At 71.1% G+C, this 19,552-nt stretch carries 15 protein-coding genes and 2 tRNA genes; 1 reads left to right on the top strand and 16 read right to left on the bottom strand.

All coding sequences use genetic code 11. The annotated features are described in order from the left end of the window. Positions 1-25: 25 nt before the first annotated feature. The 8 genes from ACFVIM_RS15770 to ACFVIM_RS15735 all read right to left on the bottom strand — a co-directional run bounded on the left by ACFVIM_RS15770 (position 26) and on the right by ACFVIM_RS15735 (position 4,977). Positions 26-98 (bottom strand) — tRNA-Ala (locus tag ACFVIM_RS15770). Positions 99-354: 256 nt separating this feature from the next. Beyond that, on the bottom strand, positions 355-588 hold the full coding sequence (locus tag ACFVIM_RS15765; RefSeq protein WP_040916346.1) for a hypothetical protein: 234 nt from the start codon (positions 586-588) through the stop codon (positions 355-357). 324 nt (positions 589-912) lie between these two features. After that, positions 913-985 (bottom strand) — tRNA-Ala (locus ACFVIM_RS15760). Positions 986-1,100: 115 nt separating this feature from the next. Next, the gene (locus ACFVIM_RS15755; RefSeq protein ID WP_384301416.1) at positions 1,101-1,757 is read right to left on the bottom strand and encodes a histidine phosphatase family protein; all 657 of its coding nucleotides are present in this window, start codon (positions 1,755-1,757) and stop codon (positions 1,101-1,103) included. Then, complete coding sequence (rsfS, locus tag ACFVIM_RS15750) at positions 1,754-2,182, bottom strand: ribosome silencing factor (protein ID WP_384301412.1); 429 nt, start codon at positions 2,180-2,182, stop codon at positions 1,754-1,756. The genes ACFVIM_RS15755 and rsfS overlap by 4 nt, the downstream gene beginning before the upstream one ends. Before the next feature lie 143 nt (positions 2,183-2,325). Continuing rightward, positions 2,326-4,131: a LytR C-terminal domain-containing protein gene (locus ACFVIM_RS15745; protein ID WP_384301411.1), complete on the bottom strand. Its 1,806-nt coding sequence runs from the start codon at positions 4,129-4,131 to the stop codon at positions 2,326-2,328. Positions 4,132-4,150: 19 nt separating this feature from the next. After that, a complete protein-coding gene (gene nadD / locus ACFVIM_RS15740) occupies positions 4,151-4,768 on the bottom strand; it encodes a nicotinate-nucleotide adenylyltransferase (protein ID WP_384301409.1) in 618 nt (205 codons plus the stop codon). A gap of 47 nt (positions 4,769-4,815) precedes the next feature. Beyond that, entirely contained in the window at positions 4,816-4,977 is a 162-nt protein-coding gene (locus ACFVIM_RS15735; RefSeq protein ID WP_384301407.1) for a hypothetical protein, read from the bottom strand. Between the two features lie 277 nt (positions 4,978-5,254). Between ACFVIM_RS15735 and ACFVIM_RS15730 the strand changes: the two genes are divergently transcribed. After that, entirely contained in the window at positions 5,255-6,322 is a 1,068-nt protein-coding gene (locus tag ACFVIM_RS15730; RefSeq protein ID WP_384301406.1) for a M48 family metallopeptidase, read from the top strand. A gap of 200 nt (positions 6,323-6,522) precedes the next feature. Here the strand turns inward: ACFVIM_RS15730 and ACFVIM_RS15725 are convergent, their stop codons facing one another. From ACFVIM_RS15725 to ACFVIM_RS15690, 8 genes are all read right to left on the bottom strand, one after another. Beyond that, a complete protein-coding gene (locus ACFVIM_RS15725) occupies positions 6,523-7,644 on the bottom strand; it encodes a hypothetical protein (protein WP_384301405.1) in 1,122 nt (373 codons plus the stop codon). Positions 7,645-7,842: 198 nt separating this feature from the next. Next, the gene (locus ACFVIM_RS15720) at positions 7,843-8,466 is read right to left on the bottom strand and encodes a hypothetical protein (RefSeq protein WP_384301403.1); all 624 of its coding nucleotides are present in this window, start codon (positions 8,464-8,466) and stop codon (positions 7,843-7,845) included. A gap of 259 nt (positions 8,467-8,725) precedes the next feature. Next, complete coding sequence (locus ACFVIM_RS15715) at positions 8,726-10,018, bottom strand: glutamate-5-semialdehyde dehydrogenase (protein ID WP_384301402.1); 1,293 nt, start codon at positions 10,016-10,018, stop codon at positions 8,726-8,728. 436 nt (positions 10,019-10,454) lie between these two features. After that, positions 10,455-10,958, bottom strand: coding sequence for a hypothetical protein (locus ACFVIM_RS15710; protein WP_384301415.1), 504 nt, complete (start codon positions 10,956-10,958; stop codon positions 10,455-10,457). Between the two features lie 391 nt (positions 10,959-11,349). Continuing rightward, complete coding sequence (gene proB, locus ACFVIM_RS15705) at positions 11,350-12,456, bottom strand: glutamate 5-kinase (protein WP_384301414.1); 1,107 nt, start codon at positions 12,454-12,456, stop codon at positions 11,350-11,352. A gap of 211 nt (positions 12,457-12,667) precedes the next feature. Beyond that, on the bottom strand, positions 12,668-14,935 hold the full coding sequence (locus ACFVIM_RS15700; protein WP_384301401.1) for a hypothetical protein: 2,268 nt from the start codon (positions 14,933-14,935) through the stop codon (positions 12,668-12,670). A gap of 183 nt (positions 14,936-15,118) precedes the next feature. Beyond that, positions 15,119-16,618 carry an SDR family NAD(P)-dependent oxidoreductase gene (locus ACFVIM_RS15695; protein WP_384301399.1) on the bottom strand — a complete coding sequence of 500 codons (1,500 nt, stop codon included), beginning with the start codon at positions 16,616-16,618 and terminating at the stop codon, positions 15,119-15,121. A gap of 278 nt (positions 16,619-16,896) precedes the next feature. Continuing rightward, positions 16,897-19,164 (bottom strand): glycosyltransferase family 4 protein, encoded by a 2,268-nt coding sequence (locus ACFVIM_RS15690; protein ID WP_384301398.1) that lies wholly within the window; start codon positions 19,162-19,164, stop codon positions 16,897-16,899. Between the last annotated feature and the right edge of the window lie 388 nt (positions 19,165-19,552).

Here is a 19,552-nt window from a genome sequence, read left to right as displayed (position 1 = left end):
CGGGTGGACCACCGCCTCATTCTTGTGGAGCTAAGGAGAATTGAACTCCTGACCTCTTGCATGCCATGCAAGCGCTCTACCAACTGAGCTATAGCCCCTTGCCACATGTCGCCCGGTGAGGCTTTCCTCCCGGTGTCCCGGTCTCCCCTGGCGACGTCGACAACATTAACCCCCTCGGGGGCACTTCACCAAATCCGTTCCCGGGACCCTCGGCGTCCGGGCCTCGGCGGCTCCGGGAACGGACATGACCGAGCCGCCACCAGGCCCGGAACTCGCCATCGGAGGCGATCGAATGCCCTCGCCCACACCGCTTCCGGTCAGGATCGGACCCCAGCGTGACGCGGGCCGACAGCCCTACGCGGTGGCGAACGAGTAGAAGCGTTTCAGCGTGCAGTGCTCATCGAGGAGCCGACCGTAGATCGGCTCGCCCTCCAGCTCCCGGTAGGTCTCGATCGGGTCGCCTTTTATGATCAGCGCCCGCGCGCACTCCTCGCACCAGTACTGGTACTCGGGATTGATCGGGTCCATGTCCCGGACGATGGGCGTACCACTGCCACACCAGTCGCATTTACGCCTGTGTGCCCCCATCACTTAGCTCCAGCTATGACCGCAGGACGTGCACACGTAGGAAACTCCACCGTTGTCGCCGAGGACCTGGGCGACATGCGCGGATCCGCAGGACGGGCAGCTCAGGAGTGCGTGTATGCCCAGGGTCGCAGTCGCAAGCGGGTCGTAGCCCAGTTCGCTCCCACTGGCGGGCATGGCGCTCTCCCTCCCGTCCTGACCGGCTGTCCCGTCCGGCCGTCCGATTCTGCCATGAGCGGGGGACGCAGGCCGAGACGTTGGCGTGAATCAGCGCGAAGACACCAAATCCCGCCCTCGACGGAGGACGGGATGATATGGCGTGTTTTGTGGAGCTAAGGAGAATTGAACTCCTGACCTCTTGCATGCCATGCAAGCGCTCTACCAACTGAGCTATAGCCCCTTGTGTTCTTCGCGCTCGGCGCTGCGAACAAGAAGAACTTTAGCCTGTGACCTGCCGGAAAGTGAAATCCGCGGCCGTGGGACCGGAGCCGGGGCCGTGACGGCCCCGGGCGGAGTCAGTCGTCGTCGCCGAGAACGGGCTCGGGGAGGGTACCGGCGTTGTGCTCCAGCAGCCGCCAGCCGCGCGCGCCCTCGCCCAGCACCGACCAGCAGCAGTTCGTCAGCCCACCGAGGGACTCCCAGTGGTGCGGTTCCAGACCGAGCAGCCGTCCGACCGTGGTGCGGATGGTGCCACCGTGGCTGGCTACGACCAGGGTGCCGTTCTCCGGGAGCTTCTCCATATGGCGCAGCACCACGGGAGCCGCCCGGTCGGCGACCTCGGTCTCCAGTTCGCCGCCACCCCGGCGCACGGCCTCGCCGCGCTTCCAGGCGGCGTACTGGTCGCCGTACTGCTCCTTGATCTCGTCATGGGTCAGCCCCTGCCACACCCCCGCGTACGTCTCGCGCAGGGCGGAGTCGTACGTCACGGGGAGCCCGGTCAGTTCCGCGAGCTCACCGGCGGTGGCGGAGGCCCGCTTGAGGTCGGAGGCGATGATGGCGTCCGGCTTGAGGAAGGCGAGCAGCCGTGCGGCCCGGCGCGCCTGGGCGATCCCGGTCTCGGTCAGCTCGATGTCCGTCGTCCCCTGGAAGCGGCGCTGGAGGTTCCAGGAGGTCTGGCCGTGTCGCCACAGGACGATACGGCGGCCGGTGCGCTTGTACGCGTCCTCGTTCAGCTCAACTCACCGTCCGTGCCGGTGAGCCGGGCGTGCTCCTCGGCCTTACCGCGGGTCTTCTTGGCGTCCTCCGGGAGCGGCAGCTCGGGGCAGTCCTTCCAGAGCCGCTCCAGGGCGTAGAAGACCCGCTCCTCGCTGTGCTGGACGTGGACGACGATGTCGACGTAGTCCAGGAGGATCCAGCGGGCGTCGCGGTCGCCCTCACGGCGGACCGGCTTGGCACCCAGGTCCTTGCTGAGCCGCTCCTCGATCTCGTCGACGATCGACTTGACCTGGCGGTCGTTGGGCGCGGACGCGAGGAGGAAGGCGTCGGTGATCGACAGTACGTCGCTGACGTCGTACGCGATGATGTCGTGCGCGAGCCGGTCGGCCGCCGCCTGGGCGGCGGCGTTGACGAGCTCGATGGAGCGGTCCGTGGCGGTCACAAGCAGGCTTTCGTCGGCGGTCGGATGACCCTATAAGGGTCTCACGGACCGCCGACAACGCCGCCGCAACGACGATTCCTTGATCGTCGGGGGTCGCGGGGAGCGCCCAGGCGGCCTCCAGGGCCGCCGGGGCACCCCTCGTCTCACTCCGTGGTGAAGTCCTCACCGAGGACGACGCTGACATCGGCGTTGGGGGCACCCGACGCCTTCTTGACCGCGCTCACCGGGAGCCCCAGCGTCTTGGCCACCTCGATGGCCTCCGCCTTGCGGGCGTCATCGCCGTACGTGACGCTCGATGTGGCCTCCGTGTCCGCCGCGCCCCCGTCACCCCCGACTACGGTGTAGCCGCCGTTGACCAGCGAGACCCGGGCGGCCTCGGTGGCCGTGTCCTCGCCGGTGGCGTTGCGGACGCCCACCCGGACGGCCGCGTCGGGATCCGGCGCGGTCACCGAACCACCGAGGACGTCCTTGACGACCCCTGTGGCGGTCTGGTCGCTGAGCGTGCCGTCCTCCTGGACCGGGAGGAGGGAGGTGCGGTAGTCGCCCCCCTTGGCTCGTTCCGAGAGCTTGGCGAGTGAGGCGCCGAGGTCCTTCTCGGTGAGCGAGGGGTCCAGGATCTGCCCCAGCGTCTCCACGGTCACGGTCGCCGAGGCCGCGTCACTGGGAAGCTTCTTCAGCACCCCCTGCATCACCTGACCGAACCGCTGGAGCTGCTTGTCCTCGCTCTCCCCGGGGGCGCGATAGGTGGCGTAGGCGACGGCGGCACGGCCGTTGAGTGTCTGGTCCTCCCCCTGCTTCACCAGGGGGGCAGCGCCCTCCTTGGTGGCGGGGACCGTGGCGTCGGTGGTCAGGGCGATGGTGCCGACCAGTTCCACAAGGTTCTCCAGGAACGGTGTGTCCAGCCGCCAGGTGCCGGTGATCTTCGCGCCGAGAAGGGTGCCGACGGCCTGCCGGGTGGCCTCGGAACCGTCGTCCTCCACGGACTTGGCGAGGGTCGCGGTGGTGCCGTCGTCCTTGGCGACGGACAGGGAGTTGGGCAGCAACAGCGTGGCACCTTGTCGCGTGGTCACGTTGTCGACCAGGAGCGCCGTCGAGGTGCCCTTCTCCTTGGTGTTGTGCAGATGCACGACGATCACATCGCGCTTCTGGGGGCCACCGGCCGCCACCTTCTCCGTGCCGTCGTCGGAGAGACCGGGGAGCTTTCCCGCGTACCAGAGGTAGCCCACGCCGCCGGCCACGACCAGCGCGGCCGCCACGATCAACGCGACGACACGGTTGCGTCCCCGGCGCTTGGCCTCCTCGCGGCGCTCGGAACGGCTCTCGGTGAACTTCAGCCAGTCGATGACGTCTTCGGAGCCCTCGTCGGGCTCCTCGATGAAGGAGAACTGCTCGGTGCGGTACTCGCGGTCCGGCTCGGCGAACTCACGGTCCGGCTCGGCGGAGCGCTGCCCTGGGAACGCGGCCGGCGCCGGAGGCTCAGGGGAGGTGGCGGGGGCTTGTGGCGGCTGGTGCTGGTGCTGGTGCTGGTGCTGGTGCTGGTGGGGAATGATCCAGGGCTCGGCGGAGTCGGCTGCGGATCGCTGGGCGCCGCCGTGGACGTGGCTCTGGGCGTGACCCTGGGGAGCGCCGCCGTATCCCGGTGCCGGGTCGAAGCCCCGCGCGCCTCCATGGGCGTACGCGGGGTCATGGCGCGGTTCACCGTTCTGGTCCACCGGCCCGGAGCGCTGGCCGGGGTGTGCCGCGTCCGCGTACGGGTCGTACGGCGGGGTCGCGGATGTCTGCTGCTGGGCGTACGGGTCGTAGCCGTATCCCTGTGGGGGGTACGGCTGCTGCGGCGAGGAGGAGTCATACCGCGGGGGCTGCTGGTAGACCGGCTGCCCGTACTCGTCGTAGCCGATGATCTGCGGCTGGGGTTGGTACGGGTCGTACCCGTGTTGCTGGTCGTTCACCGGTGCCCCTCTCCGTGGCTCAGTCGCCCCGGTACAACTCGCGCTTGTCGATGTAGCGCACCACACCGTCAGGCACCAGATACCAGACGGGATCGCCCTTCGCGACCCGCGCCCGGCAGTCGGTCGAGGAGATCGCCAGCGCCGGGACCTCCACCAGGGAGACCTTGCCCTCGGGCAGCCCGTCGTCCGTCAGATCATGGCCGGGACGGGTGACCCCGATGAAGTGGGCGAGGGAGAACAGCTCCGACGCGTCCCGCCAGCCGAGGATCTGGGAGAGCGCGTCGGCGCCGGTGATGAAGAAGAGATCCGCGTCCTTGTTGTCGGAGTGCAGATCGCGCAGGGTGTCGATCGTGTACGTCGGGCCCGGACGGTCGATGTCGATGCGGCTCACCGAGAACTGCGGGTTGGACGCGGTGGCGATGACCGTCATCAGATAGCGGTCCTCGGCCGGTGACACGACCTTGTGGCTCTTCTGCCACGGCTGGCCGGTCGGGACGAACACCACCTCGTCCAGGTGGAACAGAGCGGCCACCTCGCTGGCGGCCACGAGGTGGCCGTGGTGGACCGGGTCGAACGTCCCGCCCATCACACCCAGCCGCCGTCGGACGGAGCCCGTGGGCACTTCCTGCTCTCCCATGCGTGCAGAGCCTACTGGCACGGTCGCCCGCCCCGGCCCGGAACGGTTCAGCGGTCGCGGTTGAAGCGGGTGGTGATCCACAGCAGCAGCAGCAGACCGGCGAGCGCGAGCGCGCCGACGAGGATCGGGCTGAGGCTGGCGTGACGGACGGCGCCCTCGCCGCCCTCGGCGAGGGTGACCAGGGTCGAGGCGGTGGTGGGAAGGCTCATCTTCGACAGGCCCTTATCGATCGGGGACGGTGCGGACGGACTGCGCACACATCGTAAGCGGGAGGCTCGGGCACGCTCACGCCGACTCAGTCGTTCTGAGGTCACGGCCCCTTCGTCCATGGTCACCCGACCGGGACTCCCCGTGGGCCGGACTCCTCGCCGAGGGTTATCCACAGGCTCGGCCACGGCCTGGCACCAGCACCTACGCTGAGGTCTGCCAGGGGGCGAGAGCATCACTCGCACGACAACATCACGCAGGTCACCACAGGGGGCACGAATGACCGACAGCGGCCACGAGCACGTCCCGAGCAGGCAGCGCAGGCGTTTCCCGGGAATTTCCTCACGGGCCTACGAGCATCCGGCCGACCGGTCGGCGCTGATCGCGCTGCGCAAGCTCAGCGGCTTCGACACCGTCTTCAAATCGCTGAGCGGGCTGCTGCCGGAGCGCAGCCTGCGACTGCTCTTCCTCTCCGACTCCGTGCGGGTGAGCGATGAGCAGTTCGCCCATCTCAACTCCATGCTGCGGGACGCCTGCTACGTCCTGGACCTGGAGAAGGTCCCGGCGATGTACGTCACGCAGGATCCGCGCCCCTCCGCCATGTGCATCGGTCTCGACGAACCGATCATCGTGGTCTCCACCGGTCTGGTGGAACTGCTCGACGAGGAGGAGATGCGGGCGGTCGTGGGCCACGAGGTGGGCCACGCCCTCTCCGGGCACGCCGTCTACCGCACGGTCCTGCTCTTCCTGACCAATCTCGCGCTCAAGGTGGCGTGGATCCCGCTGGGCAATGTGGCGATCATGGCGATCGTCACAGCGCTGCGCGAGTGGTTCCGCAAGTCGGAGCTGTCGGCGGACCGTGCGGGGCTGCTGGTGGGCCAGGATCCGCAGGCCTCGATGCGGGGTCTGATGAAGATAGCGGGCGGCAACCATCTGCACGAGATGAATGTGGACGCCTTCCTCAAGCAGGCCGAGGAGTACGAGGAGAGCGGCGACCTGCGCGACTCCGTGCTCAAGATCCTCAATGTGCTGCCCCGGACGCACCCCTTCACCACCGTGCGCGCGGCCGAGCTGAAGAAGTGGGCCGAGAGCCGGGACTTCCAGCGGATCATGGACGGTCACTACCCGCAGCGCTCGGAGGACAAGAGCACCTCCGTCACCGATTCCTTCCGCGAGTCCGCCTCGCACTACGCGGACACGGTCAAGTCGAGCAAGGACCCGCTGTTCAAGCTGGTCGGGGATATCGCGGGTGGCGCGGGCGACCTGGGCGGAAAGCTCCGCGACAAGTTCTCGGGAGGAGGGAGCGGCGGCCGACCCGGTGAAGGTAGCGCCGACGGGACCAGCTGAGCCCGGCGGGACCGGCTGAGCCCGGCTGAGACCAACGCGGGAACCGCTCTCCGCGGGTCCTCGGGCGGGGCGCGTCAGATGCCCGGATGCCGCGACGGCACAACGGTAGAGGCGCTCCGGTACCGAGGCGGCGAGGGACCGCCCGGTGACGCCTCCCCGCGAGGTCCGCGGGAGCGGCCGGCCCCCGCCGGGTGAGGGCGTCAGGGGCGGCCGCGCGGCAGGCTGGGCTGGGCCGACGGAGAGAGGGCTCCACAGAGCGCGGGTGCCTTCTCCCGCATCGCGTAGGGATCGGTACCGGCCGGGAGGCCGGTACCCGCCCGCTCGCCCGCGAGCAGCGGGCGCAGCGCCCCCGCGGTGTCGGCGGAGCAGGACTGGGGACCGGCCTGGACACGGCTGCTCACCAGTTCCACCCGGTGGTAGTGGAGATCGTCCCGGTCGAAGCGGAACCGCAGCTCACGGCGCACGGTGAAGAAGGAGGCCCTGTCGGCACCGAGCGGCTCACCACTGCCGGGCGTGGGCGGCGGGGAGACGGCCGGACGCAGGGTGTAGGCGAAGGTGTGGTCCGAGGTCACCTCCAGCACGTCCGGGCTCGCCTCCCGGACGGTGAGGGTGCCCCGGACCCGCACCGAGGTGTCGGCGAGGGTGACCTTCGCCGGGTCATAGCGGACCAGCCAGCCGGTGGCGGCGTGGCGGCCGTCCGAGGACGGCGCGGCCATGCTGCGGTCGAACTGGGCGAACTGGTCGGGATCGAGCAGGATCCGCACGGGCCGCACCACCCGGCCGGTGAGGACCTGGGGATTGAGCGAGGACTCCACGAGATAGTCCTTGGCGGTGGTCAGGGCGGCCATGACCTGGTCCCCGGAGAAGTTCTCGGTGCGCTGTGCGCCCGGGAGGGTGATACCGGAGGCTCCGGTGCGGAACTGGGCGGCAGGGCCATGGGCGTAGAGATCGGCGGGGGTGCCTCCCGGAACGGCGCCCTGGGGAGCGAGGGGGATGACGGTGATACGCAACGGCTCGGCGCGCCGGGTCAGACCGGGCTGGTACGGGCTCCGGACGCCCAGATAGATCGCGGCGCCGAAGGCGAGGACCACCATCAGGACCAGGAGCAGCGCCGCCTTCGAGCCCGAGCGCACAGTCCAGGTGGGAAGAGTGCGGACGGCACGGGCGTGCTCTCCCATCCGCTCCTGGGCGGAGAACTCCTGGAGACGCGCAGCCCGTACGAACGATTCGTCGAAGACGACGGATCGGTATTCGTCCTCTCCACCACCGGGAAGGTCTTCCGGGCTCCCGTCATCAGGTGGGTCATCACCGTGCCCAGCCATACCTTCAGGGTAGGTCGGACGCGCCATTCGTAAACACGGCGAAGGGAGACAAACTCCGAGATTTCGTTCCGAGTTCTTGAACGTGGAGTAATTGAAGGCATGACCAGATCGGGCGCACGGACACGGGCGCTCATGGCCGGGAACAGGGAGGTGACGCGGGACGAGCGAACGGAAGAGGCGCGAGGGGTCCGCCAGGGGTCAAGGGGTGCCCGGTCGGGCGGAGGCCACGGAGGCCTGACGGGTCCCGGAGGCGTAGGGGGCACCGACCCGGTCGAGTCCCCTGCCGCTGAGCGGCGGCGCGGCGCCCTCGGTCGAGGAGGCCGGAGACGTGGCGTCGACCCCGCTGGTCGCCGGAGAGGGGATCTGGTCCTGACGATGACCCGCGGCCCCCCGGTAGACGGCGGTGAAGGCGAGGGCGACCATGCCGATCCCCATCACGACCGCCAGGATCCAGGCCACCGGACGGTGCCAGCGAGCGCTGTTCCGATAGGGACGCAGGGCACCGCCGTGGCGGCCGTAGGGGCTGAGTTCGTTATCGAGGAGATCGTCGTCCTCGTCATGGGCACGGCCGTAGGGACCGAAGCCCTCGTCGAGGTCGTCGTCATGAGGGCCGCGGGCGGAACCGGCGCGGGCCGCCTCGGCCTCGGCACGGGCCTTGGCCGCGGCGAGCAGTCTCTCCACGGCCGTGGGTTCATGAACGGGGGCCGACCGGACGAAGTCCTCGTCGAACACCACGGAGGCGAAGTCCTCGTCCGCGCCTCCGCGGTCGTCGTCGGGCTCCCAGCCGTCCGGGAACGGCCTGCCCCCCACGTCGTCCGGCACGGCTTCAGGGTAGACCGGGCGGTGCGGGTTTGGGCAGACGACGGAGCAACTCTCCTCGCCCCGGCCTGTTCCCTCCCGCCTGGATACCACCCGGATACCGCCCGGATACCGTTCCCTCCCGCCCGGACACCGCCGCGCCGGGAGGGAGGAGCTCCGGAAGAAGGCGGCAAAAGCTAAGGTCGGCGACAGGAACGGTCGGGAACGAGCCCCCGGTCGCCACACAACGGACGACCGAGGGCCGCGAGGGAAAGGGGGGTGGTTACCGTGTGTGACCGTCTCCGGTGAGGATGTACTTGGTGGAGGTGAGCTCCGGGAGCCCCATCGGCCCACGGGCGTGCAGCTTCTGGGTGGAGATGCCGATCTCGGCGCCGAAGCCGAACTGACCACCGTCGGTGAAGCGGGTGGACGCGTTCACGGCGACCGTCGTCGAATCCACCAACTGGGTGAACCGGCGCGCGGCCGCCTGGGAGGTGGTGACGATCGCCTCGGTGTGCCCGGAGGTCCAGAGCCGGATATGGGCGATGGCCGCGTCCAGGGAGTCGACGACGGCGGCGGCGATGTCATACGAGAGGTACTCGCGCTCCCAGTCGTCGGGGGTGGCCGCGACGATGGTGGCCTTGGTGCTCTCGTCGTACTCCCGAACCCGCTCATCGCCGTGGACCGTAACACCGGCCTCGGCCAGGGCGTCCAGGGCGCGCGGCAGGAAGGCGGGGGCGATGTCGCGGTGGACCAGCAGGGTCTCGGCGGCGTTGCAGACGCTGGGCCGCTGGGCCTTGGAGTTCACCAGGATGTCCACGGCCATATCGAGATCGGCCTCGGCGTCCACGTACACATGGCAGTTGCCGGTGCCGGTCTCGATGACGGGGACGGTGGACTCCTCCACGACGGTCCGGATCAGCCCGGCGCCGCCGCGCGGGATGAGGACGTCGACCAGCCCACGGGCGCGCATCAGTTCGGTGACCGAGTCCCGGGACTCCCCCGGCACCAGCTGGATGGCGTCGGCCGGCAGCCCGGAGCCGCCGACGGCGTCACGCAGGACCCGGACCAGGGCGGTGTTGGAGGAGTACGCGGAGGAAGAGCCGCGGAGCAGCACGGCGTTGCCGGACTTGAGGCAGAGGGCGGCGGCGTCCACGGTCACATTGGGCCGGGCCTCGTAGATGATGCCGACGACACCGAGGGGGACGCGGACCTGACGCAGATCGAGACCGTTGGGCAGCGTCGAGCCCCGCACCACCTCCCCGACGGGGTCCGCCAGCGCGGCGACATGGCGCACATCGGCGGCGATGGCGCGTACCCGCTCCGGGGTGAGGGTGAGCCGGTCGATGATCGACTCGCTGGTGCCCGCCTTCCGGGCACGGGCGACGTCCTCGGCGTTGGCGGCGACGATCTCGCTGGTGCGTACCTCCAGCGCGTCCGCCATCGCCAGCAGGGCGTCGTCCTTCGCGGAACGCGGGAGAGGGGCGATATCGGCGGCGGCGGCGCGGGCGCGGTAGGCGACGCGGGCGACGGGCGAGAGGTCGTCGTACGGGGAGAGCGGGGAGGACGTCGTCATACTCGCAGGGTAATGCGCGGGTGGTGGCCGTCGGGGGGTGTCCCGCACTACGAGATGCGCCCCGGTGGGGCCTGGCGCGGGGTGTGGGTGGCGGTGGGCTGGGGCGATGCGATGTCGGCGGGCCCAGGCGGATCGCCGGGCACGCATGGCGATCGGTGACTGACCGCCGGGCGCGCCAGGCGACCGGTGACGGGCGGCGACGGTGGGTGACGGGACGCGTCCGGGGGTCTCCCGGGCCGCGTGGTGGGGCGGCGCCCGGTATCCGGGCGTCGGCGACCGGAGAGGCGGGGCACGCCGTCCCGCCCGCGCCGCTCCCGATCCCGCTGCCTCCGGACAGGTGTGCCGGAGGCCCCCGTTGACCTCCTCACGGTTGTCCGGGAGGGCGTGGGTCGGAGGCACCGTCAGCAGCCGGTCAGGGAGCCCGCGTCACCGTGGGTCAAAAGGGGTGTACGCCCACGGGGGTCGCCGGGGCCGGGCCGTAGCCCTCGGCGATGCGCTGGTGGTAGGTCTGGCGGTCGATGACCTCCAGGCCCACGATCTTCCACGGTGGCAGCTTCGCCGAGGACCGGTGCTCGCCCCAGAGGCGCAGTGCGACCGCGGCCGCGTCATGGAGGTCCCGGGCCTCCTCCCAGTAGCGGATCTCGGCGTGGTCGTTGGCGTAGCGGCTGGTGAGGAGGAAGGGATGGTCATGGGCGAGCTGTTCGAGGGCGCGCCGCACCTCCTTCAGCGGCGCCTCGTCCCCGGCGAGGCTGAGGGTGATGTGCCAGAGCTTGGAGTGCGGCCGGTCCTCGGCCTGCCGCTCGTCGAGACCGGAAGGCTCCGGAGCGGACTGCCCGCGCCGGCGGTCCGCGATGCCGGTGACCCGCAGCGCGCGTTCGCTCCGTCCCGGCGTTCCCGGCCGCCCCTGCCTGCCCGGTCCCTGCTCACCGCCGCCTTCCAGGCCGGCCGCCCCGGTCCCCTGACCGCCACGGTCCGGCGGTGTCGGACACGGCCCGTCCTCTTCCCCGCCGACCGCGAGCGCCCCGGGGTCCGGTCCACGTGCCGGCTCCTCGGCGTCGGGGCCGGTCGCGACGCTGGTGAGAGCTCTCTCCTCGGTCGTGGTGCGGCGGATATGACCGCCCTTCGGCCGGGTGGCCCGGCGGTTACGGGGAGTGTCCGCGTCCCCGCGGGGCGCATCCCCCGGGCGCGCTCGTCTCACCGGCGGCCTCCTGCGTGCGTGTGTGGTCGTCCCGTCATCCGCCCTACCCCCGCAACAAAGTTGACCAGTCCCGGACCGGCCGTGGGGCGCTTTTGCGGAAGGTCTCCGTCTGATGACGGGACTTTCAGCCGTTTCAGGGGCGCAGAACGACCAGATCGTCCCTGTGTACGACTTCCCGCTCGTACTCCGGGCCGAGTTCACGGGCCAGCTCGCGGGTGGAGCGGCCCAGCAGCCGCGGCAGTTCACGGGCGTCGAAGGTGACCAGACCGCGGGCGACGGGGTGCCCGGCGGTGTCGCGCAGTTCGACCGGGTCGCCCGCGCTGAACTCGCCCTCGACCGCCGCGATCCCGGCCGGGAGCAGCGACTTGCGGCCCTGGACCACGGCCTCGACCGCGCCCTCGTCCAGCACGAGGGCGCCCTGGGGCGTGGAGGCGTGGGCGAGCCAGAGCAGCCGGTCGGCCGAGCGTCGTCCGGTGGCGTGGAAGAAGGTGCCGGTGGGACGGCCCGCCAGCGCGTCGGCGCCGCGCGCGGCCGAGGTGAGGACGACCGGTACCCCGGCCGCCGCCGCGATCCTGGCGGCCTCGACCTTGGTGACCATGCCTCCGGTGCCGACGCCCGCCTTGCCCGCGCTGCCGATCTGGACGTGCGCGATGTCGGCCGGGCCGTGGACCTCGTCGATCCGGCTTGTTCCGGGCCGGGCCGGGTCGCCGTCGTACAGCCCGTCCACATCGGAGAGGAGGACCAGCAGATCGGCGCGGACGAGATGGGCGACGAGGGCGGCGAGACGGTCGTTGTCGCCGAAGCGGATCTCGTCGGTGGCGACGGTGTCGTTCTCGTTGACGACCGGCAGGGCGCCCATCGCGAGGAGCTGGTCCAGGGTCCGGTAGGCGTTGCGGTAGTGGGCCCGGCGGCTGGTGTCGTCGGTGGTGAGGAGGACTTGTCCGACCCGTACGCCGTACCGGGCGAAGGAAGCGGTGTAGCGCGCGACGAGCAGTCCCTGACCGACGCTCGCGGCGGCCTGCTGGCGGGCCAGGTCCTTGGGGCGGCGGGCGAGCCCGAGGGGTGCCAGTCCGGCGGCGATGGCGCCGGAGGAGACCAGCACGATCTCCTTCTCGCCCCCGCCGTGCGCCTTGGCCAGCACGTCGACCAGGGCGTCCACCCGGTCGGCGTCGAGCCCGCCCGACGCGGTGGTCAGCGAGGAGGAGCCGACCTTCACGACGATTCTGCGGGCCTGGGTCACCTGGTTCCGTGTCACTGTCACGGACCGAATCTATGCCAGGGCGGGGGCCGGGATCGCGCCGTTTCATCGGCTGGACAGCGCCGCTGACGAACGCCAGGCCCGCCCCGGCCCCCCGCGCCCCGACAGCGAGAGGGCCCCTGCGGACGCCGGTCCGCGGGGGCCCTCTTCAGGTCCGTGCCCCGCCGTACGCAGCGGAGGAAGCGCGGCGGCCTCAGCGGGCCAGCGGCATCTCCCGCTCGTCGGGCGACGCGGCGGAGTCACCCAGTTCGGCGGAGTCGCCCAGCTCATCGGCCTCGGCGAGGTCCGTGATCCCGGTGCGGTCCGGCGCCTCCAGCGCGTCGCCGATCTCGCCCGCCGCTCCGGCGTCCCCGTCCGCCACGGCCTCCGCCGCCTCGCGGGCCTCCTCGTCCACCGGGGGCGCGTCGGACTCACGGTCCACCTCGCCCAGCGGCTGCTCGCCGATGGCCTGCGCGACGCCCAGGTTGCGGGCCTCCGCGCGGGCCGCCAGCACATGGATCGCCGTGTTGAAGCGCTCCAGGGAGGTGGGGTGGTCGGGCCCGAGCAGATACTCCTTCAGCTCCCGCCGGGCACCGGCCAGCGGGTCGCGCTCGGGCGAGGTCACGGACGCCAGCAGGACGTCCAGCTCGGTGGCGCTGTTGGAGAGGATGACGGCGGCCCGGGCGGCGGTGTTCTGCCGCTGGAACTCCTCGGCGCCCAGTGCGGCGGAGTCGGTCAGGGCGTAGGGCTTGCCGCTCGCCATGAAGTCGGAGACAACGCTGGAGATGTCGGAGACCATGGCGTCCGACTCGTTGAAGCAGTCGTAGAGCTTGGGTTCGGGGCCGGTGACGATCCGGTGCTCCCACCAGCCCACCGAGCGCCAGTAGGCGGCGTTCCAGTCGGCGCGCAGGGTGGTGATCCGCTCCAGCTTCACCGGGTCGGCCAGGGAGACCCGGGACTCCTCCGCCTCGTCCCCGCCCGCGCGTCCGGGGGCGGCGAGCGCGTCCAGCTCGGCCTCGATCCGGACCATCTCGGCGCGGGCGGCGGCCTGGGCGCGCGGGTCGGCGTGGGCGCTCCAGCGCGGGTCGGCGGCGCGGGCGGCGGCGGCCGTCTTCACCTGGGCGATGATCCGCTCGTGGACGGCCTTGGCCTTCTTGTTGCGGATGCCGGTGAAGGGGTGCGGCTTGTAGATCAGCCGGACCGGGGGTTCGGCGGCCAGCAGGGTGCGGACGATGTTCTCCCCGGCCAGCAGCAGGGAGGTGTTGCCGGGGTGGTCGTCCCAGCCCTCCCAGGTGGGCGCGTAGAGAACGGTCGGAATCGCGTTCTTCGGCGTTCCGCTCCAGCCCTGGATGGGGGCGAGCTGTGGCCGTCCGACCTCGACGATGTCCTCGTCCCGCACCCCGACATCGGCGAGCGCGTAGCGGTCGCGGCCCGCGCGCCCGGCGGTCCAGACCTCGTCGTACGCCTTGCTGAAGGGGTTGACGCTGGCGAGTTTGTCGCTGTCGCCATGGCCGATGAAGACGTGCTTCATCGTCGGTACGCGCAGGATGTGGATGTTCTTGCCGACGTTGGCGGGGTAGAGCGCGACCCGGACCGTCGAGAGGTTCAGGTTCATCATGTGGGTGCCGCCGGGCACGCAGATCACGGGGACGGCGGTGGTGCCGAGTTTCGGCATCAGCTCGCGCTCACGCATGATGACCAGCGGCCTGCCGTCGATCCGCTCCATCGTCTCCAGCCACATGTTGACCTGGTAGGCGGACTCGTTGGAGCCGGAGAAGTAGAGGACGGTGGTCGGGCGGTACTCCAGCAGCCACGCGCTGACGGCCTTGAGCACGGTGGCGGCGGGCGGCACCCGGCGCTTGCGGCGCAGATAGGGCGCGAGGACGGCGGTGTAGAGGAGCCCGAGGCCGAGGGTGGCCGCGACGCCCGCGTACCCGATCACCGGGCGGTCCAGGACGACGGCGGCCAGCACCCCGCCCATCGCCGGGAGGTCGAGGTGGAGCATCTTCTCGCCGGAGCGGTGCAGCAGCGCCTTCGGCGGGGCGTCGGGGATACGCACTCCGCCGAGGTCGACGTTGCGGGTGACCACGGGAAGGGTGCGGCGGAGCCGGATCAGGGTGGCGAGGGCGCCGTGCGGGGCCTGGATCCCGTAGAAGACGAGGAACCCGGCGACGGCGGTGTAGAAGAGCGCGGTCTCCGCGAGCCCCTCGCGGGCCAGCAGCAGCACCAGCAGCAGTTGGCGCAGCAGGAAGCGGATCGGCAGTCCGAGCCGGACCTTGTTGAGACGGTTGACCAGGTAGCTGTCCTTCTGGTGCAGATACCAGTCGGTCAGATAGGTCACGGCGGCGCCCGCCACGAAGAGCCAGATGTTCGGGAGCAGGGCACCGAGCATGACGCACGGATAGCCGAGTCCGAGGAACACGGCCGCCGCCAGCTCGGACGCACTGCCGACACGGGCCAGACGAATGGCTTTCGAAATCACGAAGAACCGGCTCCAAAGGGGTGCGGGTGGGTTCTTTTGCAAAGGTGACGCAGTCGAGCCCCTGGATCCCCCACGTCCTCCGCATGTCGCATCGAGGCGTTCACGGAGGCCCGAAAACCGCTTCTGCCGCGGACTGGCCTTCCGACCATTCCGCAGCGACGTTGAGCGTTTAACCGTGGATTATTACATATCTTCCTCACGGTCCAGGACCGCCGCGAGCGCCTGTTCGAACCCGGACGCCTCGGTCGCTTCCCTGGTCGGGTCCTGCTGCCGTACGTCGATGACATGGCCGGTCAGCTCGGAGAGAAGCACATCGAGCGAGGTCCGCGCCACTGCCTCGGACGACAGGAGGGAGCCCGCCGGTTCCGTGCCGAACGCCTTCGTCCGCATGGGGGTCGCGGTGCGCTCCGGGTTGACGCAGTTCACCCGGATTCCATCGGCCGCCCATTCGTCGGCGAGGGCCTGGGTGAGATTGACCATCGCCGCCTTGGTGGAGGAGTAGAGGCTGTACTCGGCCCGCCCCCGGGTATAGCTGGAGGAGGTGTAGAGAAGGAGCTGGCCCTTGGTCTCCGCGAGATATTTGTAGGAGGCACGGGCGATCTGGACGGGCGCCAGGTAATTGACGTTCAATGCTTCCTGAATGGCGGCGTTGTCGGTCTCGGCGAGTTTTCCGATACGCAGGATGCCCGCCGTGTTGATGACGTAGTCGATCCGGCCGGTCTCGGCGTAGGCACGGGAGAGGGCCTCGTCCACATGCTCCGGGTTCTCGACATGGGTGCCGGTGGTGGAACGGCCCAGGGCGTAGACCCGGGCGCCATAGCTCTCGGCGAGGGTGGCGATGTCGGCGCCGATGCCGTAGGAGCCGCCGAAGACGACGAGGGTGCGGCCCGCGAGCAGCTCCCGGTAGGCGCCCTCGTCGGCCTGGCGGGGGGCGGCGGTGGAGGCGAGCTGGAAGAGCTTGTCGGCGATGAAGACGTCGACCGGCTGGGTCACCTTCATGTTGTACTCATCGCCCGCGACCACGTGGATCGGCACGTCCGGCAGGTACTTCAGCACCACCGAGCAGTCGTCGGTGGCCTGGAAGTTGGGGTCCCCGGCGGCGACCTCGTAGGCCCGGCGGATGGTGGAGAGCTTGAACGCCTGCGGGGTCTGGCCGCGCCGCAGCCGGGAGCGGTCGGGGACGTCGGTGATGAACTCGCCGTCCTCGCCATGGGTACGGGTGACGATGATGGTGTCCGCCGAGGGGATGGCGACGTCGACGGCGGAGTAGCGCTCCAGCGCGTCGACACAGTCCTTGATCACCCGCTGTGACAGCAGCGGCCGGACGGCGTCATGGAAGAGCACATGGCGCTCCTCGCCCTCCACGAGCCCCTCACTCAGGGCCGCGATGGCCCGCTCGGTGGTCTCGTTGCGGGTGGAGCCGCCTTCCAGGACCCGGGTCACCTTGGCGAGTCCCGCCTTGGCGACGATCCGCTCCACGTCGGGCACATAGCCCGGCGCCATCAGCACGATCACCTCGTCGATGGCCTCGGCCTGCTCGAAGATGGTCAGCGTGTGCTCGATCACAGCCTTCCCGGCGATCTTCAGCAGCTGCTTCGGAATCGACAGGCCCACTCGCTGACCGGTACCTCCGGCGAGCACAACGGCCGTGGTACGGGGCTTGGCTTCGTGCGGCACAGACACAGAACGACCTACCTTGAGACGAGTGGGGGACGCTGCGATGGTCGCACTCTGCGTGAGCGACATGCAAGGCGGACGCCCGGCGCTCCACACCGGGCGGAAAGGGACCATTCACCTCCTGGCCAGGCAAAGTGAACTCTCCGCTTCCGTTTTTCCGGGGTGGCGCGCGCCCTCGGCGGGGTGATGGACACCACAGCGGGTCCGGCGCGGGCGGCGCGCTGGTGTCACAGGGGTCCCAGACCTGGTGAACCGCTGCTCGGAGGGCTCCCGAAGGCGCGTGCTCAGACGGCTCCCGAAGGCCCCGTGACCGTGAGGACGAGATCGTTGGCGGCGCTGTAGAAGAGGGTCAGCCCGGGACGGCGGGACGGCCTGCGCAGCAGCCGCCTGACCCGCTCCCCCAGCCGGGCCCGGGTGCCCTCCGCGCCGACCCGGACCGTCGGGTAGGGAAAGAGTGACCCCTTCTCCACGACATCGTCGAGGATCCTCCCCAGCCGGGCGGGGGCCGCACCGGGCGCGTACCGCAGCCAGAGGTCCCACACCTCATGGCCCCCGCCCCACACCCCCACCGGTCCGCCGACGGGGATGGTGGCACGGAAACGATCACCCGGAGCGCCGACCCAGGCCACCGGGTACTCCAGCGCCACCGGCTCAGGACCCCGGCGGCGCAGCGACAGCGTCGGCGCTCCCCCGGCGGCGGCCACCGCCGAGGGAGCGCCCAGCACCCCGAGGGCCGCCAGCACCCCGGCCACACCGGGGACACCCAGACCGCCGGGGACACCCAGCAGCCGCCCGTCCACCGTGATCTCCCGCTCCCCGGCCCGGACCGGACCCACCTCGGCATGGGCGGCCCGCGCCCAGGAGCGGAGCAGGAGGGTGCCGCCCTTGCGGTAGGGGACGAGATGGCGCACCCCGGCCGGGTACGGACGGGATCCGGCCCGCAGGGCGCCGCGCTGGTCGATGACGCGGGTCGGCAGCGGCGCACCGGCCGACGCGGGCCCGCCGCCCGGGCCGGACGGCGGATCCGGTACGGGGTCGGCTCGCCCGTCCGGTACGGGGTCGGCCTGGCTCTCCCTTACGGGCTCGGCTTTCCCGTCCCGTACGGCCTGCCCTTCTCCGGGATCGCCCCGTCCCTCCCGTACCGGCGCCCCCGCCCCGTCCAGCGCCACCCCACACGTCCAGACGCCCTCCTCCAGTCCGGCGGAGAGCGGGACGCGGGCCGTCGGGGAGAGAGGGAAGGACCGGTCGGCCACCTCGGGGTGGGGGTGGGAGCAGATCAGCCGGGCGCCCGGCACCGGCCGTCCCAGCAGTGTCACGGAGACCGTCCCGTCGTCCCCCACCACCACATCCGCCCAGGGACCCCGCTCCCCGGCCGCGACCACCGGGGCCGGGCCCCGGGCGCCCCCGCCCCGCCCGGCCAGCAGGCGCGTGAACAACTCCTCGTACCGCTTGGCGATCGGGCCCGGGTCGAACCGCCGCGCGTTGCGGGCCGCCGCCGACCCCATCGCGCGCCGCAGCTCCGAGTCGTCGACCAGCCGCAGCAGGGCGCGCGCGATGGCCTCCACCTCACCCACCGGCACCAGCAGCCCGTCCACCCCGTCGCCGACGATCTCCCGGGGTCCGTGGTCGCAGTCGGTGCTGACCACCGGCAGCCCGCACCGCATGGCCTCGACCAGCGACATCCCGAAGGACTCATGGGACGAGGTGGAGACCGCGATGGCGGCCTTGACCCACTCCGGCTCGATCGGCGCGCGCGGCCCCATCAGCTGGATGTGCTCATGGAGCCCCAGCGCGTCGATACGGCGGCGCAGCCGCTCCTTCTCCGGGCCCCAGCCGTAGATCCTCAGCGTCCACTCCGGCCGGGCGGCGGCGACCCGGGCGAAGGCGTCGATCAGCACGTCGTACCGCTTCTCGCCCGAGAGCCGTCCCGCCGCCATGACGATCGTCCCCGAGGTGTCCGAGAGCGGTAGGAGTGGTTCCGGCACGCTGTTGGGGATGGCGAGGATCCGGCCCGGCAGCTCCACCCGCTCCCGGTAGACGGTCGCGTCCCCCTGCGAGACCGTGACGAAGGCGTCCAGCCGCCGCAGATACGGGAGCATCAGCGCCCGCAGCGCGGGCTTGTGGTAGTCGTGGCTCCCATGCTCCTGGCCCACGACGACGGCGCCCTCGGGGGCGAACGCGACGGCGTAGGCGATCAGCCCCGCCCGCGTGCCGACCACCACATCGGCGCCGGAGGCCGCGTAGTGGTCCCGCACCCGCTCGTCCGCGAGGAGGCTGTACTCGCCGTGGCGCGGCTCGGCGGCCGGGAAGACCTCGGCGGGCCGCCGGTGGCGGGGATGGTCCAGCTCACTGGTGGGAGCGCCGGGGCGGGTGTCGATCAGCGGGACGACGGTGATCCGCGGATCGATGGCGAAGAGCGGCTCGTCACGGTGGCGGAAGACGGAGACGATCTCGATCTCGTGCCGGTCGGCGAGTTCCCCGGCGAGGTTCAGCGTCGTCCGGATGGTCCCGCCGATGCCGTACACCGTATGGATCAGAAAGGAGATCTTCACCGTCGTGCTCCCGTGCCGTGCCCGCCAAAAGCCTCCCCCGGACCGCTAGAGGGCGATCACGGACGGGAGGTTGCCTCGGCTGTCCCGGGCGGGGACCACGACAACGGCCCGCTCCCAGGTCGTGTCCGCAAAGCAGCGCCGTCCTCCCCCTGTGACGAAGTCCAGGGGGAGGGGCCTGCGGCGTCCGGTGCTGGGGGCACCCCCGGGCCGAAGGCCCAGGGCTGGGGGCACCCCCGGGCCGCAGAGCCCAGAGGTGGGGGTACCCCCGGGCCGCAGGGCCCAGGGGTGGGGGTACCCCCGGGCCGCAGAGCCCAGGGGTGGGGGCACCCCCGGGCCGCAGAGCCCAGGGGTGGGGGCACCCCCGGGCCGCAGAGCCCAGGGGTGGGGG

The organism is Streptomyces sp. NPDC057638 (assembly GCF_042800315.1).
In the GTDB taxonomy this organism is placed as follows: domain Bacteria; phylum Actinomycetota; class Actinomycetes; order Streptomycetales; family Streptomycetaceae; genus Streptomyces.
Note: the sequence above shows the minus strand (reverse complement) of the source record. Positions and strands in the feature narration are given on the sequence as shown.